This is a genomic window from Cellulomonas sp. P4_D11 (assembly GCF_056401915.1).
This window is the reverse complement of record NZ_JBFUIK010000014.1, coordinates 17,073-33,284: the sequence shown is the minus strand read 5'-3', so window position 1 is coordinate 33,284 and position 16,212 is coordinate 17,073. Positions and strand designations below refer to the sequence as shown.

At 73.8% G+C, this 16,212-nt stretch carries 16 protein-coding genes; 6 read left to right on the top strand and 10 right to left on the bottom strand.

Going from position 1 to position 16,212, the window contains the following annotated elements; genetic code table 11:
- Positions 1-242: 242 nt before the first annotated feature.
- Genes galK through AC1DT4_RS10570 form a run of 3 tightly spaced genes read right to left on the bottom strand, consistent with a single transcriptional unit; the run spans position 243 to position 3,396 of the window.
- Entirely contained in the window at positions 243-1,442 is a 1,200-nt protein-coding gene (galK, locus tag AC1DT4_RS10580) for a galactokinase (protein ID WP_477089747.1), read from the bottom strand.
- The gene (galT, locus tag AC1DT4_RS10575; RefSeq protein WP_477089746.1) at positions 1,439-2,614 is read right to left on the bottom strand and encodes a galactose-1-phosphate uridylyltransferase; all 1,176 of its coding nucleotides are present in this window, start codon (positions 2,612-2,614) and stop codon (positions 1,439-1,441) included. Before galT ends, galK begins: the two co-directional genes overlap by 4 nt.
- Entirely contained in the window at positions 2,611-3,396 is a 786-nt protein-coding gene (locus tag AC1DT4_RS10570) for a DeoR/GlpR family DNA-binding transcription regulator (RefSeq protein ID WP_477089745.1), read from the bottom strand. The genes galT and AC1DT4_RS10570 overlap by 4 nt, the downstream gene beginning before the upstream one ends.
- Positions 3,397-3,536: 140 nt before the next feature.
- Between AC1DT4_RS10570 and AC1DT4_RS10565 the strand changes: the two genes are divergently transcribed.
- Positions 3,537-4,196 (top strand): dihydrofolate reductase family protein, encoded by a 660-nt coding sequence (locus tag AC1DT4_RS10565; RefSeq protein ID WP_477089744.1) that lies wholly within the window; start codon positions 3,537-3,539, stop codon positions 4,194-4,196.
- A gap of 3 nt (positions 4,197-4,199) precedes the next feature.
- Here the strand turns inward: AC1DT4_RS10565 and AC1DT4_RS10560 are convergent, their stop codons facing one another.
- Genes AC1DT4_RS10560 through AC1DT4_RS10550 form a run of 3 tightly spaced genes read right to left on the bottom strand, consistent with a single transcriptional unit; the run spans position 4,200 to position 7,248 of the window.
- A complete protein-coding gene (locus AC1DT4_RS10560) occupies positions 4,200-5,339 on the bottom strand; it encodes an Mrp/NBP35 family ATP-binding protein (RefSeq protein ID WP_477089743.1) in 1,140 nt (379 codons plus the stop codon).
- A gap of 27 nt (positions 5,340-5,366) precedes the next feature.
- Positions 5,367-5,948: a DUF1003 domain-containing protein gene (locus tag AC1DT4_RS10555; protein WP_477089742.1), complete on the bottom strand. Its 582-nt coding sequence runs from the start codon at positions 5,946-5,948 to the stop codon at positions 5,367-5,369.
- Entirely contained in the window at positions 5,941-7,248 is a 1,308-nt protein-coding gene (locus tag AC1DT4_RS10550) for a magnesium transporter MgtE N-terminal domain-containing protein (protein ID WP_477089741.1), read from the bottom strand. The genes AC1DT4_RS10555 and AC1DT4_RS10550 overlap by 8 nt, the downstream gene beginning before the upstream one ends.
- Before the next feature lie 120 nt (positions 7,249-7,368).
- Between AC1DT4_RS10550 and AC1DT4_RS10545 the strand changes: the two genes are divergently transcribed.
- The gene (locus AC1DT4_RS10545) at positions 7,369-8,067 is read left to right on the top strand and encodes a YflT domain-containing protein (RefSeq protein WP_477089740.1); all 699 of its coding nucleotides are present in this window, start codon (positions 7,369-7,371) and stop codon (positions 8,065-8,067) included.
- Between the two features lie 203 nt (positions 8,068-8,270).
- Here the strand turns inward: AC1DT4_RS10545 and AC1DT4_RS10540 are convergent, their stop codons facing one another.
- Complete coding sequence (locus AC1DT4_RS10540) at positions 8,271-9,797, bottom strand: aminopeptidase P family protein (RefSeq protein ID WP_477089739.1); 1,527 nt, start codon at positions 9,795-9,797, stop codon at positions 8,271-8,273.
- Between the two features lie 60 nt (positions 9,798-9,857).
- Between AC1DT4_RS10540 and AC1DT4_RS10535 the strand changes: the two genes are divergently transcribed.
- The gene (locus AC1DT4_RS10535) at positions 9,858-10,700 is read left to right on the top strand and encodes a PHP domain-containing protein (RefSeq protein ID WP_477089738.1); all 843 of its coding nucleotides are present in this window, start codon (positions 9,858-9,860) and stop codon (positions 10,698-10,700) included.
- Positions 10,697-11,278 carry a MarC family protein gene (locus AC1DT4_RS10530; protein ID WP_477089737.1) on the top strand — a complete coding sequence of 194 codons (582 nt, stop codon included), beginning with the start codon at positions 10,697-10,699 and terminating at the stop codon, positions 11,276-11,278. The genes AC1DT4_RS10535 and AC1DT4_RS10530 overlap by 4 nt, the downstream gene beginning before the upstream one ends.
- A 36-nt stretch (positions 11,279-11,314) precedes the next feature.
- Here the strand turns inward: AC1DT4_RS10530 and AC1DT4_RS10525 are convergent, their stop codons facing one another.
- A complete protein-coding gene (locus tag AC1DT4_RS10525) occupies positions 11,315-13,051 on the bottom strand; it encodes a DEAD/DEAH box helicase (protein ID WP_477089835.1) in 1,737 nt (578 codons plus the stop codon).
- Between the two features lie 356 nt (positions 13,052-13,407).
- On the opposite strand from AC1DT4_RS10525, the gene AC1DT4_RS10520 reads away from it, so the two are divergent.
- Complete coding sequence (locus tag AC1DT4_RS10520; RefSeq protein ID WP_477089736.1) at positions 13,408-14,118, top strand: ferritin-like fold-containing protein; 711 nt, start codon at positions 13,408-13,410, stop codon at positions 14,116-14,118.
- Positions 14,119-14,171: 53 nt separating this feature from the next.
- Here AC1DT4_RS10520 and AC1DT4_RS10515 read toward each other — a convergent pair whose 3' ends face one another.
- Positions 14,172-14,396 carry a DUF3107 domain-containing protein gene (locus AC1DT4_RS10515; protein ID WP_477089735.1) on the bottom strand — a complete coding sequence of 75 codons (225 nt, stop codon included), beginning with the start codon at positions 14,394-14,396 and terminating at the stop codon, positions 14,172-14,174.
- A 93-nt stretch (positions 14,397-14,489) separates the two neighbouring features.
- On the bottom strand, positions 14,490-15,158 hold the full coding sequence (locus AC1DT4_RS10510) for a TetR/AcrR family transcriptional regulator (protein WP_477089734.1): 669 nt from the start codon (positions 15,156-15,158) through the stop codon (positions 14,490-14,492).
- Positions 15,159-15,319: 161 nt separating this feature from the next.
- Between AC1DT4_RS10510 and AC1DT4_RS10505 the strand changes: the two genes are divergently transcribed.
- Complete coding sequence (locus AC1DT4_RS10505) at positions 15,320-16,165, top strand: DUF3152 domain-containing protein (protein ID WP_477089733.1); 846 nt, start codon at positions 15,320-15,322, stop codon at positions 16,163-16,165.
- Positions 16,166-16,212: the final 47 nt, after the last annotated feature.

Below are 16,212 nucleotides of genomic sequence, written 5' to 3'. Positions count from 1 at the left end.
CTGGCGGGCAGGGTCGACCCGTTACCGTGCGGCAGACACTACTGCGCGCTGCGTACTAGCGGTCAAGGACCGACACGCAGGTCACGCGCACGTCGCGGCTGCGCCGGTTGACGCGGAGTCGAGTGCGAGAACGTGGGTTCGGCACGAGAACGCGGGTGCGCATCCACGTTCTCGTGCCGAACCCACGCCCTCGCGCCCAGGCACTCGCGCCGCCGGGCGGGGCTCCGCGCGCGGCGCCCGGCTCAGCTCGCGGCGGCCGCGGCGGTCGCGACGAGGAACGCCGGCGCCCGCAGGCCCGCGGACGCGAACGCCTCCGCCACGGCGTGCGCCACGCGGTCGACCTCGTCCGCGGACACGAGCGCGATCGCCGACCCCCCGAACCCGCCGCCGGTCATCCGCGCGCCGACGGCACCAGCCGCGCGGGCGGTGTCGACGACCAGGTCGAGCTCGAGGCTCGACACCTCGTAGTCGTCGCGCAGCGAGGCGTGCGACTGGTTCATGAGCGTCCCGACCAGCCCGACCTCGCCCGCGTCGAGCAGCGCGACGAACCACGTCACGCGGTCGATCTCGTTCACCACGTGTCGGACGCGCCGGACCTGCACGTCGTCGTCGAGCTTGTCGAGCGCCCACTCCAGGCCGCGGGGGTCGTCGGAGATCTCGCGCAGGGTGCCGACGCCCAGCCGCGCGGCCGCCGCCTCGCACGACGCACGCCGCTCGGCGTACTGGCCGTCGACCAACGCGTGCTCGGCCCGGGTGTCGACGACGAGCAGCGCAAGGTCGTGCGCGGCGAGGTCGAACGGGACGTGCCGGACCGAGCCGTCGAGGCAGTCGAGCAGCAGCGCGTTCCCCTCGCGGGCACGCAGGGCGGCGGCCTGGTCCATGCCGCCCGTCGGGGCGCCCGCGATCTCGTTCTCGGCGCGCACGCACAGGGCCGCGAGCGTGGCGCGGCCCTCGTCGGAACCCGCGAGGCCCAGCGCGAACACCGCGTCGAGCGCGACCGCGACCGACGCCTCGAGCGCCGCCGACGACGACAGCCCGGCGCCGTACGGCACGCAGGAGTCGACCGCGACGTCGAAGCCGGTCACCGCGTGCCCGGCCTGGCGCAGCGCCCACGCGACGCCCACGACGTACCCCGCCCAGCCGTCGACGGTCCCGGGCGCGACGTCGGCGAGGTCGACGGTCCGTAGCCCGTCCGGCTCCTGCGCGGAGACCAGGCGCACGACGTCGTCGTCGCGACGCCGGAGGGCCGCGTAGGTGCGGTGGGGGAGCGCGATGGGCAGGCAGAGGCCGCCGTTGTAGTCGGTGTGCTCGCCGATGAGGTTGACGCGGCCCGGTGCGGACCAGGAGCCGTCGGGCGCGGCCTCGAAGCGCGCGGTGAAGAGCTCGACGGCACGCTCCGCGCCGTCGGACGGGGTCCAGGCCTCGAGCCACTCGGGGGTCATGCCAGCTCCTGCAGTCGGGTCGCGATGCGCTCGGGGGTGGTGTCGCTGATCCAGGCGCCCATGCCGGACTCGACGCCGGCCAGGTACTTGAGCTTGCCCGGCGCCCGGAGCACCGAGAACAGCTGCAGGTGCAGGCGGGAGTCCTCGCGGCCCTCGCGCACGGGGGCCTGGTGCCAGCCGGAGATGTACGGCAGCGGGATCGCCTCGCCGTCGGGGCCGACGAAGAACCGGTCGAGCCGCTGCAGCAGCGTCAGGTAGGTCGTCGCGAGGTCCTCGCGCTCGGCGTCGGTGAGCGCCGGCAGGTCGGGGACGTCCCGGCGCGGGGCCAGGTGCACCTCGACGGGCCAGCGCGCGGCGAACGGCACGTAGGCCACCCAGTGCTCGGACTCCAGCACGATCCGCTCGCCGTGGGCCAGCTCCGCGTCGAGCACGTCGCGGCCCAGCAGGCGCCCGGTCCGCTCCCGGTGCTCGCGCGCCTGCGCCAGCATCGACGTGGTCTTGGGCGTCAGGTAGGGGAACGCGTAGATCTGCCCGTGCGGGTGGTGCAGCGTGACGCCGATCTCCTTGCCGCGGTTCTCGAACACGAACACCTGCTCGATGCCGGGCAGCGCGTGCAGCGCCTCGGTCCGCTGCGCCCACGCCTCGACGATCGTGCGCATCCGGAGCGGGGACACCGTGCTCAGCGACGCCGTCGAGTCGGCCGAGAAGCAGATGACCTCGCAGCGACCGGCGGCGGGCCGGACCGTCCAGAGCGGCTCGCCGTCGCGCTGCACGGGTGCGTCGGGGACGCCCGGGATCGCGAGCAGCGACGGGAAGCGGTTCTCGAACACCACGACGTCGTAGTCCTGCGCCGGGATCTCGCCGTCCTGGTACACGGCGCCGGGCTTGGCGGGAGCCAGCGGGTTGGCGTCGGCCGGCGGCAGGAACGTGCGGTTCATGCGGTGCGCGGCCATCGGGATCCACTCGCCGGTGAGCGGGTCGCGACGCAGCTCCGGTCCCGTGACCGGCTGCGGGACGCCGTCGGCGTCCGGCACGGGGGCGAACCGGTCGACCAGGGGCCGGGCGTCGTGGAGCTCGCGGGTCGCCGCGCCGGAGACGTACGGCTCCGAGTCGTCGAAGTAGATGAGCTCCCGACCGTCGGCGAGCGTGGTCGTGGTCAGGCGGACGTTCACGTGGTGGCTCCCGTGGTGTCGACCGTGACCAGGGTGGTCGCGGTCAGGTGTCGTCGGGCGTCGGCGGGCAGGGCGTCGTCGGTGAGGAGGGTGTCGACGTCGTCGAGCGCGGCGATGCGGGCCAGCCCGACCACCCCCCACTTGGTGTGGTCGGCGAGCACGGTGGTCGCCGCGGCGCAGGCCATGAGCGCGCGGTCGGTGGCCGCCTCCGCGAGGTTCGGCGTGGTGAGCCCGGCGGCGTCGAGGCCGTGCACGCCGAGGTACGTGCGGTCGACGCGCAGGCCGGCCAGCGTGGCGTCGGCGACGGGGCCCACGAGCGCGTCGGACGGCGTCCGCACCCCGCCCGTGAGGATGACCTCGATGCCGGGTGCGCCGTACAGCACGTCGGCGATCCGCAGGCCGTTGGTCACCACGGTGAGGGTGCCGATGCCCGCGCCGGCCAGCAGCTCCGCCAGCAGGAACGTCGTCGTGCCCGCGGACAGCGCGATGGCCTGCCCCGGCTCGACCGTCGCCAGCGCGGCACGGGCGATCGCGGCCTTCTCCGGGCCGGCCCAGGAGCGCTTGGCCTCGAAGCCGGGCTCGTCGGTGGGCCGCCCGAGCGCGTCGGGGGCGACGGCACCGCCGTGCACGCGCCGGACCAGTCCCGCGCGGGCCAGCTCGGCGATGTCGCGCCGGACCGTCATGTCCGAGACGTCGAGGCTCTCGACCAGGTCCGCCACCCGGGCGGCGCCGTCGGCGCGCACGGCGGCGAGGATCCGTTCCTGGCGCTGGGAGGCGAGCACCCGAACAGCATCGCACGAGATCAAACAAACCTCAACACGACGGCGGTCCGGTTGCGCAGCGTGCCGTGCGTCGTCCATCGTCGGTCGTGAGCCGTCGGGTGCGATCGCACCAGGTCGGGGCGAGCTCGTCAGGAGATGACATGTCCCTCGTGCGCGTGCACAACTTCTCGGTCTCCCTCGACGGCTTCGGCGCCGGCGAGGGTCAGCGGCTCGAGGCTCCGTTCGGTCACGCGGGCCACCGGCTGATGGAGTGGGCCTTCGAGACGCGGACGTTCCGCGCGATGGGCATCCACGGGGAGTCGGACGGGTCCTTCGGCGTCGACGAGGCGTTCGCCAGCGCGTGGGGGCCCGGGATCGGCGCGGAGATCATGGGGCGCAACAAGTTCGGCCCCCAGCGCGGTCCCTGGACGGACGAGGAGTGGAAGGGCTGGTGGGGCGACGACCCCGTCTTCCACACCCCCGTCGTCGTCCTGACCCACCACCCGCGGCCGACCCTCGAGATGGAGGGCGGGACGACGTTCCACTTCGTCGACGCCGACCCCGTTTCCGCGCTGGCGCAGGCGCGCGCCCTGGCCGGCGACCTCGACGTCCGGATCGGCGGCGGCGTCAGCACCGTCCGGCAGTTCCTCGAGGCCGACCTGATCGACCACCTGCACGTCGTCCTGGTGCCGATCGTGCTGGGCCGTGGCGAGCGGCTCTGGGACGGGCTCGAAGGCCTCGAGCAGCGCTTCGCCATCGAGGCGACGCCGTCACCGTCCGGGGTCGTCCATCTGGTCCTCACGCGGCGCGCGGCCAGCTAGGGGTCAGCGACCGGCCGGCGTCAGACCCAGGGAACGACCGGCGAGGCCGCGGCGGCGCGACACGAGCGAGCGCGCGACCTCGCGCAGCGCCTGCGCGGCGGGCGAGTCGGGGTCGGAGAGCACCACGGGGGTGCCGTCGTCACCGGCCTCGCGCAGACGCACGTCGAGCGGCACCTGACCCAGCAGCGGCACGTCGGAGCCGGTGAGCCGGCTCAGGTTCTCGGCGACGCGCTCGCCGCCGCCGGAGCCGAACAGCTCCAGCCGCGACCCGTCGGGCTGCTCGAGCCACGACATGTTCTCCACCACGCCGACCACGTGCTGGCGGGTCTGGACGGCCACCGAGCCGGCGCGCTCGGCCACCTCGGCGGCGGCCACCTGCGGGGTGGTCACGACGACGATCTCCGAGCTGGGCAGCAGCTGCGCGACCGAGATCGCGATGTCGCCGGTGCCCGGGGGCAGGTCGAGGAGCAGCACGTCGAGGTCGCCCCAGAACACGTCCGCGAGGAACTGCTGCAGGGCGCGGTGCAGCATCGGCCCCCGCCACACGACCGGCTGCCCGGGCGGCACGAACATGCCGATCGAGACGACGAGGACGCCGAAGGCCTCGGGCGGCAGGAGCATGTCGTCCACGCGGGTCGGCTGGCGGGTCACACCGAGCATGCGCGGGATCGAGAATCCGTAGATGTCCGCGTCGACGATGCCGACCTTGAGCCCGTCGGCGGCCATCGCGACCGCGAGGTTCGCCGTGACGGACGACTTGCCGACACCGCCCTTGCCGGACGCGATCGCGAACACCTTGGTCAGCGACTGCGGCTGCGCGAACGGGATCACCGGCTCGGACGCGCTGCCCCGCAGGAGGGTGCGCAGCGCGGTGCGCTGCTCGGCCGACATCACGCCGAACACCACGGACACGTCCGAGATCCCGTCGACGGCGGCCGCGGCCGCGCTGACGTCGCGCGTGAGCGTGTCCTTCAGCGGGCAGCCGGGGGTGGTCAGGTCGATGCCGACGGTCGCCCGCGAGCCGACGACCTCGATCGACCGGACCATGCCCAGCGCGGTGATCGGGCGCTTGATCTCGGGATCCAGCACGTGCGCGAGGGCGCCGCGGATGGCGTCGGACAGCGGGTCGAGGGGCTCCGGCATGGGGCCCATCGTAGGTCGCGCTCGGGGTCAGCCCCGCGCGGCCTTGTCCGACGGCCCGCGCGGCTGGCGCTTCTTGTCGCCGCGGTCGCTCTTCTTCTCGGGGCGCTCGCGGTCGCGGTCGTCGTCGTCGCCCTCCCGCTCCGCGACGAGGTCCTCGAGCATGTTGCGCAGCTCGGACCGCACGAAGTCGCGGGTGGCCACCTCGGACAGCGCGATGCGCAGCGCGGCCATCTCGCGCGCCAGGAACTCGGTGTCCGCGAGGTTCCGCTCGGAGCGCTGACGGTCCTGCTCGGCCTGCACCCGGTCGCGGTCCGTCTGTCGGTTCTGTGCGAGCAGGATGAGCGGCGCGGCGTAGGAGGCCTGCAGCGACAGCACGAGGGTCAGGGCCGTGAACCCGTTCGCCGCCTGGTCGAAGCGCAGGTCGTCCGGGGCGTACACGTTCCACGCGATCCACACGAGGCAGAACAGCGTCAGGTAGATGATGAAGCGCGGGGTGCCCAGGAACCGGGCGATGCTCTCCGAGATCTTGCCCGAGGCGTCCTCGTCCAGCTGCGGCCGGCGGATGAAGCGGCGCCGCGACTCCAGCGGCGTGTCGAGGCGGTCAGCCACGGCTCACCCCCGGGCGGGGTCCGCCCAGCGCGTCCGCGTCGGAGAAGTTGCCCTCGTCGTCGGTCTCGCGCCAGTCCTCGGGGAGCAGGTGGTCGAGGACGTCGTCCACCGAGACCACGCCGAGCAGGCGCTTCTCGCTGTCGACCACGGGCACGGCGAGGAGGTTGTAGGTGGCCAGGTTGCGGGTCACGGCCAGCAGCGGGGCGTCGACGGGGATCGCGTCGATGTCCGTGTCGACGATCGACCCGATGGCCTCGTGCGGGGGTTCGCGCAGCAGGCGCTGCAGGTGCACGACGCCGATGAACCGGCCGGTGGGCGTCTCCAGCGGCGGCCGCGCGACGAACACCATCGACGCGAGCGCGGGCGTGAGGTCCTGGCGGCGCACGTGGGCCAGCGCGGCGGCGATCGGGGTCTCCGGTCCGAGGATCACCGGCTCGGTGGTCATCAGACCGCCGGCGGTGTTGTCCTCGTACGCCAGCAGGCGTCGGACGTCCTTGGCCTCGTCGGGCTCCATGAGCTCCAGCAGCTCGGCGGCCTGCTCGTCGGGCAGCTCGCCCAGCAGGTCGGCGGCGTCGTCGGGCTGCATGGCCTCGAGCACGTCGGCGGCGCGCGTCAGAGCCAGGCCCTGCAGGATGCCGACCTGATCGTCCTCGGGGAGCTCCTCCAGCACGTCGGCCAGCCGCTCGTTGTCCAGCGCGCTGGCGACCTCCAGCCGCCGGGTCAGGCCGAGGTCGTGCAGGACGTCGGCCAGGTCCGCCGGCTTGAGGTCCTCGTACTGCGCGAGCAGCAGCTCGGCGCCCTGCGCGGCCGTCGCCTGGCCGAGGCCCGTGACCTCGTCGACGGCCACGAGCAGGGTCTCGCCACGGCGGCGCAGGATGCCCCGCCCGGCGGCGGGGACCCGGCGGACGAAGACCTTCGAGATCACCCAGTCGCCGTTGCGCTGGAGCTCGATGGCGACGTCCTCGATGACGGCCGGCCCCGACCCGTCGACGAACTCGACCGTGCGGTCCAGCAGCTCGCCCACGGCGAGGGTCTCGAACGCCCGCTGCTCGAAGCGGCGCATGTTCACCAGGCCGGTCGAGATGACCTGCCCGGAGTCGATCGAGGTCACGCGCGTCAGCGGCAGGAACACGCGCCGACGGGCCGCCACCTCGACCACGAGCCCGACGGCCCGGGGCGCGCCCTTGGGGCGCACCAGCACGACGACGTCGCGCACTCGTCCCACCTGGTCACCGAGGGGGTCGAACACGTTGGTCCCGGCAAGGCGCGCGACGAACACCCTGGTCCCGACGCTGCTCACGTCGGTCAGCCTAGACCGGGCCCCGCTCGTCGGCCGCCGCCCCGCCGGTCGTCCGGCCGCGTGTCACCTGCCGGTCGCCCGGGCCTGGCCATCCTTCCGCCGCTGGGAGAGGATCGCGGCATGTCGTTCTCCGGCAACGCCCGCCCCCCGCGCACGCCCACGCCACCGCAGGGCGAGACCGTCGCGGCCTACGCCACGTACCTCGAGGCGCAGAAGGCCGTCGACCACCTCGCCGACAAGGCGTTCGCCGTGCAGATGGTGACCATCGTGGGCACCGACCTCCGGATGGTCGAGCGGGTCACCGGGCGGCTGTCCTACCCCCGGGCGGCGCTCGGCGGGTTCCTGTCCGGGGCCTGGTTCGGCCTGTTCGTCGGCCTCCTGCTCAGCCTGTTCTCGTCGCCCGGGGCGCAGAGCCCGCTGGTGCCGGCGATCTTCATCGGCGGGGCGTTCGGCCTGCTCTTCTCCGTGATCACGTACTCGTTCTCGCGCGGGCGGCGCGACTTCACGTCGACCAGCCAGATCGTCGCGTCGTCCTACGCCGTGCTGTGCCTGGCCGAGCAGGCGCACAAGGCGCGCGAGCTGCTGCGGGAAGTCGGCGGCGTGCAGTCCGGCTGGCCCGCACGCCCGCCCGCGCCGCTCACCACCACCAGTCCGTCGGATCCGTCGGCTGCGTACCCGCCGGGTGCGGGCTCGCAGCCGTGGGGCTCGCCGACCGTGCCTCCGGTCGGGCCGCCCGCACCACCTTCTCCGCCGAGCGGACCGCCTGCCGACCAGCCCGGGCCGACCTCGCCGCCGAGCGGGCCGCCGACCGCGCCCTGAGCCGTTCGGCCCGGAGCTCGCGGCGCGTCGGTCGCGGGTCGACCTGCGGCCCGTCCGGGAAGCCGCTGCGCACCTCGCGGAGCGTCGCGGCCTTCGAGTACAGCAGCGCGAGCCCGAGGTTCATGCCGTCCATGTCTGCCTCCTGCGTCGAGGGGATGTCCCTTGCGCAGGTGTGACGTGGACAGGTGGAGCCGATCGACAGCTCAGCCGCGGAGCAGGCCCGCCATCCACGCCTCGACGGCGTCGGGGTCGCGGGGGAGCGCGGCGGACAGGTTCTCGTTGCCGTCGGCGGTGACCAGGACGTCGTCCTCGATCCGTACGCCGATGCCCCGGTACTCCTCGGGCACCTGCAGGTCGTCCGACTTGAAGTACAGGCCGGGCTCGATCGTGAACACCATGCCGGGCTCGAGCACGCCGTCGACGTAGAGCTCGGCGCGCGCGACGGCGCAGTCGTGCACGTCCAGACCCAGGTGGTGGCTGGTGCCGTGCACCATCCAGCGGCGGTGGTGCTGGTTCTCCGGCAGCAGCGCCTCCTCGGCCGAGACGGGCAGCAGGCCCCATTCCTCGAGGCGCTCCGCGATGACCTGCATGGCGGCGTCGTGCACGTCCCGGAAGCGCGCACCCGGGACCGCGGCCGCGAAGCCGGCGTCCGCCGCGTCGAGCACCGCCTGGTAGACCCGGCGCTGCACCTCGGTGAAGGTCCCGTCGACGGGCAGCGTGCGCGTGACGTCCGCGGTGTAGAGCGAGTCGACCTCGACGCCGGCGTCGACCAGCACGAGCTCGCCCGCCCGCACCTGGCCGTCGTTGTCGGTCCAGTGCAGCGTCGTGGCGTGCTCGCCGGACGCGGCGATGGTCTCGTAGCCGACCGCGTTGCCCTCGAGCCGCGCGTGCCCGAGGAACGTGCCCTCGATGACCCGCTCGCCGCGCCGGTGCGCGACGGCCTCGGGGAGCGCGCGCACGATCTTCTCGAAGCCGTCGATGGTCGTGTCGACGGCGAGGCGCATCTGCTCGATCTCGTACGCGTCCTTCACCAGACGCAGCTCGGACAGCGCCTCGGCCAGCCGCTCGTCGCGCTGGTGCGCGGCCTCGGTGGCGCGGATCTCCTCGACCAGCTCCTCGATGGCCTCGTCGACGTCGGGCACCACGCGGACGCGCACGCCGTCCTCGCCGACGTCCTTGGCCACCCCGTCACGCAGGTCGTCGACGTGCGCGGTGCGGATGCCGGTGAGCCGCTCCAGGTCCTCGAGCGTCGGGCGGGCGCCCACCCAGAACTCGCCGTAGCGGGAGTCGGAGAAGAACTCGACGGTGTCGCGTCCCGCGAGGGGCCGGATGTACAGGACGGCGTGGTGCCCGCTGCCGTCGTCGCCCGTGCCGTCCTCGACGGGGTGCAGCACCAGCACGGCGTCCGGCTCCTGCTCGGCGCCCAGGCCCGTGAGGTGCGCGAAAGCGGAGTGCGGACGGAAGCGGAAGTCCGTGTCGTTCGAGCGCACCTTGAACGTGCCGGCCGGGATCACCAGGCGCTCGCCGGGGAACGTCGCCGAGAGGGCCGAGCGGCGGGCCGCGCTCGGGCCGGCGGCCGGGCTGCGCTCGAGGGTCGACGAGGGACGCTCGCCCCAGCCGGACGTGATCCAGCGGACGAACTCCGGGGACCCGGGACGCTGGGACCGGTTGTTGCCGCGGTCCGCGAGCGGCTGGTCGGAGGTGGCCTCGGGCGTCAGCTCGTCACTCATGGCGACCATCCTCCCATCCGGGTGGACGGGGCCGGGCGCGCGCGCCGCTAGCGTGGGGCCGTGCGCATCGACCTCCACACCCACTCGACGGCGTCGGACGGGACCGAGGCGCCGGCGCAGGTGGTGGCGGCCGCGGCGGCCGCGGGGCTCGACGTCGTCGCACTCACCGACCACGACACGACGGCAGGGTGGGCCGACGCCACCGCTGCGTCCCACGCGCACGGCATCGCGCTCGTCCGCGGGACCGAGGTCTCCGCCCGCGCGAACGGCATCAGCATCCACCTGCTGTCCTACCTGCAGGACCCGACGCACCCGGCGCTCACGGCCGAGCTGGACCGCACGCGTGCCGCGCGCCTGAACCGCGCCCGGCAGATCGTCGACCTGCTCGGGGCCGACGTGCCGATCACGTGGGACGACGTGCTCGCACAGTCCCACGACGCCGTCGTCGTCGGCCGTCCGCACATCGCCGACGCCCTCGTCGCGCGCGGTGTCGTGCCCGACCGCGACGCCGCGTTCGCGTACCTGCTGGCGTCCGGCGGTCCGTACCACGTGCCCCACTACGCGCCCGACGGCCCCGACGCCGTGCGCGCGATCCGGGCCGCCGGCGGGGTGCCCGTCTTCGCGCACCCGGGGGCCGACGCCCGCGGCCACATCGTGCCGGACCGCGTGTTCGACCGGCTCGCGGCGGCCGGGCTGGCCGGGCTGGAGGTGCACCACCGCGACCACTCCGCGGCGCAGCGCGAGCGGCTGACCGCGATCGCGGACCGGCTCGGCCTGCTGATCACCGGCTCGAGCGACTACCACGGGGACGGCAAGGCCAACCGGCTGGGGGAGAATCTCACCGCGCCCGAGGTGCTCGCGGCGATCGAGGAGCAGGGGGCGACGTCGGTGGTGCGGCCGTGAGCAACGTGTTCGACGCCTACCTGTTCGCGTCCGTCTTCATCACGCTCTTCGTCATCATGGACCCGCCCGGTGTGGTGCCGATCTTCCTCGGCCTCACGGGCGCCATGACCCGTCAGCAGCGCAACCGCGCCGCCCGCCAGGCCGTGCTCGTCGCGCTCGGCGTGATCGTCGCGTTCGCGCTGTTCGGGCAGTCGCTGCTCAACTACATGCACATCACGCTGCCCGCGCTCCAGGCGTCCGGCGGGCTCCTCCTGCTGCTCATCGCGATGGAGCTGCTGACCGGCAAGATGGAGGAGCCGCAGCCGTCGGGGAACGGCAAGGTCAACGTCGCGCTCGTGCCGCTGGGCACGCCCCTGCTGGCCGGCCCCGGCGCCATCGTCGCCACCATGGTGTTCGTCCAGCAGTCCGACAAGACCGTCGCCGACTGGGTGGCCATCGCGCTCGGCGTCGTGGCGGTGCACGTGGCTCTGTACCTGGCGATGCGGTTCGCCAACGTCATCCACCGCATCCTCGGCGACTCCGGCACCATCCTGGTCACGCGGATCGCGGGCCTGCTGCTCGCCGCGGCTCTCCACTGACTGCGGAGAGCTCGCACCCCGTCCGATCCATCTGTGTCAGCCCTCGGTGGCCGACGCCTGCGGGGCGCCGCCGCCCTCGGCCGACTGTCCGCTGCGCGTGCGGCGACGGTTGCGGCTCCGGCGGGTGCCACCGGTCGACGCGCCCTCGGCGCCCTGCTCGGCGGACGGGCCGTTCGACGGCGACCCGGCGGACGGCGTCGTGTTCTCGGCACCGGCCTCGCCGCGACCCCGGCCACGGCCACCGCGACGGCGGCGGGTGCCACCCTCGCCGGACTCGTCGGCCGGGTGCTCGGCGCGCGGAGCAGCGGCCTGCGGAGCCGACGCGGGCCGGGTGTCACCGGAACGGGAGCCGGCCGAGCGGGAGTCGGCGCCCCGACGCGAGTCGCCACCGCGGTTGCCGCGGATCTGGTCGGAGTGCGAGCCGGTCGGACGGCCGCTGCCCCCGCCACGCTTGCCCGTCTCGCCCAGGTCCTCGAGCTTCTCGGCGCCCAGGCCCTCGCGGGTCTGCTGCGACTTCGGCAGGCGGCCCTTGGTGCCGGCGGGGATGTCGAGGTCCTCGTAGACGTGCGCCGAGCTCGAGTACGACTCGATCGGCTCGGGGATGCCCAGGCCGAGCGCCTTGTCGATCAGGCCCCAGCGCGGGATGTCGTCCCAGTCGACGAACGTGACCGCGGTGCCCTTGGCGCCCGCGCGGCCGGTGCGGCCGGTGCGGTGCAGGTAGGTCTTCTCGTCCTCGGGGCACTGGTAGTTGATGACGTGCGTGACGGCCTCGACGTCGATGCCGCGGGCGGCGACGTCGGTGGCGACGAGCACGTCGACCTTGCCGTGACGGAACGCGCGCAGCGCCTGCTCGCGGGCGCCCTGACCGAGGTCGCCGTGCAGGGCGCCGGCGGCGAACCCGCGCTCGACCAGGTCGTCGGCCACCTTGGCGGCCGTGCGCTTGGTGCGCGCGAAGACGATCGTCAGGCCGCGGCCGCGGGCCTGCAGGATGCGCGCGAGCATCTCGACCTTGTCCAGGGCGTGCGCTCGGTAGACGACCTGCTTGATGTTCTTGACGGTCTGGCCGTCGTCGTCCGGGTCGGCGGCCCGGATGTGCGTCGGCTGCGTCATGTAGCGGCGCGCCATCGCGACGACGGCGCCCGGCATGGTCGCGGAGAAGAGCATGGTGTGGCGGCTCGCCGGGGTGGCGGCGAGGAGCGTCTCGACGTCCGGCAGGAAGCCGAGGTCGAGCATCTCGTCGGCCTCGTCGAGGACGACCGCCTTCACGTGCGAGAGGTCGAGGTGCTTCTGCTTGAGCAGGTCGATCATGCGCCCAGGGGTGCCGACGACCACGTCGACGCCGCTGTTCAGGGCGGCGATCTGCGGCTCGTACGCGCGGCCGCCGTAGACCTGCAGCACGCGCACGGACCGGCGCGAGCTCGCGGTCGCCAGGTCGCCGGCTACCTGCACGGCGAGCTCGCGCGTCGGGACGACGACGAGGGCCTGCGGCTTGCCCGGGTGGGCCAGCTGCTCGTAGCCCTCCTCGCCGGGGGCGACCACGCGGTGGAGCAGCGGGACGCCGAAGCCGAGGGTCTTGCCGGTGCCCGTCTTGGCCTGGCCGATGATGTCGTGGCCCGAGAGGGCGACCGGCAGCGTCATGGCCTGGATGGGGAACGGGTGCGTGATGCCGGCGTCGGCCAGCGCCTGGACGATCTCCGGGCGGACGTCGAAGTCCGCGAACGAGGCCTCGACGGCCTGCACGGAGGACCAGGTGTTCTTGAGGGGTCGGGTCATGGGCTCGGCCAGAGCAGAGACCTGCTCCGGCGTCTCGTCGGTGGTGGTCACGAGGACTCTTCACTGCGAAGGGTGGTGGGCCGCGCGCTGCCGGGGCCGACGGGTGTCGGAGCGTCCCGGGCGACAGCGGAGTTCACCACGCGGGTTGGCCGGCAGCCGATCGTGAAAGTCGACCCGCGAGCGTCTTCCGGACGATGTCCGGGGCTGCGCGAGAATAGGTCTGATCGTCGAACGAACTGGAGAACCGAGACGACCGGGCAACCGAATTACCTGCACAGTCTATCTGACCGCTGTGACGCCCCGGTCGACGCCCCGCCGGGCGGCCCGCACCGTGGCTCCGGGTCTACGATCCTCGGATGACGACGACGCACGCACGGACCGGTGCTGAGGCCATTCCTGCGCCGGGCTCCCTCGAGCTCGCGGACGCGGTGGAGCTCCTCGGACTCGTCGCCCAGCTCGAGCACGTCGCGTTCTCCCGGCTCGCCGCCGACTCGACGCTCGCCCCGACCATCGAGCAGAGCCTCGAGCTCAGCCGGTTCGCGGCCGCCGCCGTCGAGCGCCGCGACCGCGTCCTCGCCCGCATCACCGCGATCGGCGGCGACCCCGTCGCCGCGGTGCGGCAGTACCACGACGTGCTCGACGACTTCGACGCTCGCACGCAGCCCAGCTCCTGGTGGGAGCGGCTGCTCAAGGCCTACGTCGGGTACGGCGTGGCCGACGACTTCTGCCGGCTGGCCGCCGAGGGGCTCGACGAGGGGTCCCGCGCGGTGGTGCTCGAGGTGCTCGACGACGCGTCGCACGCCGAGCTCGCGGTCGCCGAGCTCGACGCCGCGGGGTCGGCCGACGGCGTGCTCACCGCCCGCCTCGCCCTGTGGGGCCGTCGGCTCGTCGGCGAGGCGCTCGGCGTGGTGCAGCGCCTGCTGGTCCAGCGGCCCGCGCTGGTGCGGCTCGTCGCGCTGGGGTCCGCCAACCTGGACGCGGCCCCGCCGAACCCGCCCACCAAGCTCTTCGGCGAGCTCACGGCGCAGCACACCCGCCGGATGAGCCGCCTGGGCCTCACGGCCTGAGACGCGAAAGAGCCCCGCACGATCGTGCGGGGCTCTTCTGCTCGGTCGTCGCGTCAGATGTTGCCGAAGCCGACGCGGCCCTTCGACTCGGAGCCGATCTCGACGTAGCCGAGGCTCGCCGTCGGCACGATGACCCGGCGGCCGCGCACGTCGACCAGCTCGAGCGCGGGCCGGCCGCTCAGGGCGGCTGCCACGGCGGCGGCGACCTCGTCCGGCGTCTGGTCGGACTCCAGGTTGATCTCCCGAGGCAGGTTCTGCACGCCGATGGTGATCTCCACCGTCATCTCCTTCACGTCCTTACTCCACGCTGTGGTTCTCGGGTCGTCCCCGTGCCTCGATCAGCCCGGTGGGCCGTGGCACGTCGTCCGATCCTAGGCGTCCTCGTACACGAAGTCGGGACGGATCAGCGCGGACACCCCGCCCCAGGCCAGCTGGGACACCAGCTCGACCGTGCGCTCGGGGCCGACGTCGGACGGCTGGCGCAGCCGGTGGGTCGCGGCGCCCTGCGCCATCGCGATGAGCGCGACCGCGAGCATGCCTGCGTCGTCGAGCGACAGGGCCGTGACCTGCGAGAGGACGACCGAGATGCGGTGGGCGGCCTCGGACGACGCGTGCTCGACCCTGGCCCGCACGTCGGCGTCGTGCGTGACGTCCGACTCGAAGAGCAGCGCGGACGACTCTCCTGCGCCCTCGACGAACATGATGTACGCCTTGACGATCGCGGCGATGACGTCGCGGCCGTCGCCCCGGCGGACCGGGCCCTGCTCGATGCCCTTGACCGCGTCGTCGACCGCGACCAGCAGGTCCGCGCCGTTCTGGTCCACGACGGCGAGGTACAGGTCGAGCTTGGACGGGAAGTGGCGGTACAGGACGGGCTTGCTGACCTCGGCGCGGTCGGCGATGTCGTCCATGGAGACGTGGTGGAAGCCCTCCGACGAGAAGAGCTCCTGGGCGATGCGCAGGACCTGGGCGCGGCGCTCGTCGCGAGCCATCCGCGGGCTGCGGGCCCTCGGGGTCGAGTCGTCTGTCCCGTCCGTCATCCCGCGATGGTAGCGACGGGATGTGTCAGGGATGCGACGATGACCGGGTGACGGCTCCGGGAGCGCTCCGGACGGGCCAGGGACCGGCGCGCGCGCACCGGCGCCCGCCGGTCCCTCGGCGTCGTCCGCACCGGCACCGCTCGCGCTCACGGCGCAGCCTCATGCCGGCCGTCGCCGCCGTGCTCGCCGGCCTGGCGCTCGGGGCTGCCGGCGGGTGGTGGGCGGGCGGTTCCACCCAGGCGGCCGCGATGGTCGAGGGCGTGCTCGGGCCGTCGTCGGGCCCGGCTGTCCGGCCCGCGCACGACGCCGAGCTGCTCGACCGCGACGGCTCCCAGAGCCGGATGTCGAGCGGTCGCCTGCCCGGCCTCACGGATCCCGTCGAGGCGCCGCTCGGGATGCTCCCCAGCGAGCCGCCGCCGAACGTCTTCGCGCTGCCGCCGGGCCTGACGCCGCAGGACATGGCCGCCGGGCTGCTGTCGACGGACGTGCCCGAGTTCGCCGCGGGGACCTTCACGGTGGTCGCCGGCACCGACCCGGGTCCGGGTACCGGCGCGGTCCGCACCGTGCGGGTCGAGGTCGAGGACGGCCTGGCGATCGACGGGGTCGCCTTCGCCGCGACCGTCATGGCGACCCTCAACGACCCGCGCGGCTGGGGCGGCGACGGCTCGCTGTCGTTCGCACGCACCGACGGCGACGCCGAGATCCGCGTGCTGCTCGCCTCGCCGGAGACCGTCGACGACCTCTGCGCGCCCCTGCGCACCGACGGCGAGGTGTCCTGCGGGCGGGCCGGCCACGCCGCACTGAACCTGCGCCGCTGGGTCGAGGCCACCGACGAGTACGCGCAGGACAAGACCCTGTACCGGCAGTACCTGGTCAACCACGAGGTCGGCCACCTCCTCGGGCACGCGCACGAGAGGTGCCCCGGGGCCGGCCAGGTGGCGCCGGTGATGCAGCAGCAGTCCTACCGGGTGGCGCCCTGCACGCCCAACGCGTGGCCGTTCCCCTGACCTTCTGACGGTGTTGCCCGGCGTGCGCGGGTCGCGCGTCCGGGTGT

Coding starts and splice junctions, on each gene's coding strand:
- galK (WP_477089747.1), bottom strand. CDS start 1,442: ATGACCCCCGAGTGGCTCGAGGCCTGGACCCCGTCCGACGGCGCGGAG.
- AC1DT4_RS10565 (WP_477089744.1), top strand. CDS start 3,537: ATGTCCCTCGTGCGCGTGCACAACTTCTCGGTCTCCCTCGACGGCTTC.
- AC1DT4_RS10560 (WP_477089743.1), bottom strand. CDS start 5,339: ATGCCGGAGCCCCTCGACCCGCTGTCCGACGCCATCCGCGGCGCCCTC.
- AC1DT4_RS10545 (WP_477089740.1), top strand. CDS start 7,369: ATGTCGTTCTCCGGCAACGCCCGCCCCCCGCGCACGCCCACGCCACCG.
- AC1DT4_RS10540 (WP_477089739.1), bottom strand. CDS start 9,797: ATGAGTGACGAGCTGACGCCCGAGGCCACCTCCGACCAGCCGCTCGCG.
- AC1DT4_RS10525 (WP_477089835.1), bottom strand. CDS start 13,051: ATGACCCGACCCCTCAAGAACACCTGGTCCTCCGTGCAGGCCGTCGAG.
- AC1DT4_RS10520 (WP_477089736.1), top strand. CDS start 13,408: ATGACGACGACGCACGCACGGACCGGTGCTGAGGCCATTCCTGCGCCG.
- AC1DT4_RS10510 (WP_477089734.1), bottom strand. CDS start 15,158: ATGACGGACGGGACAGACGACTCGACCCCGAGGGCCCGCAGCCCGCGG.
- AC1DT4_RS10505 (WP_477089733.1), top strand. CDS start 15,320: ATGCCGGCCGTCGCCGCCGTGCTCGCCGGCCTGGCGCTCGGGGCTGCC.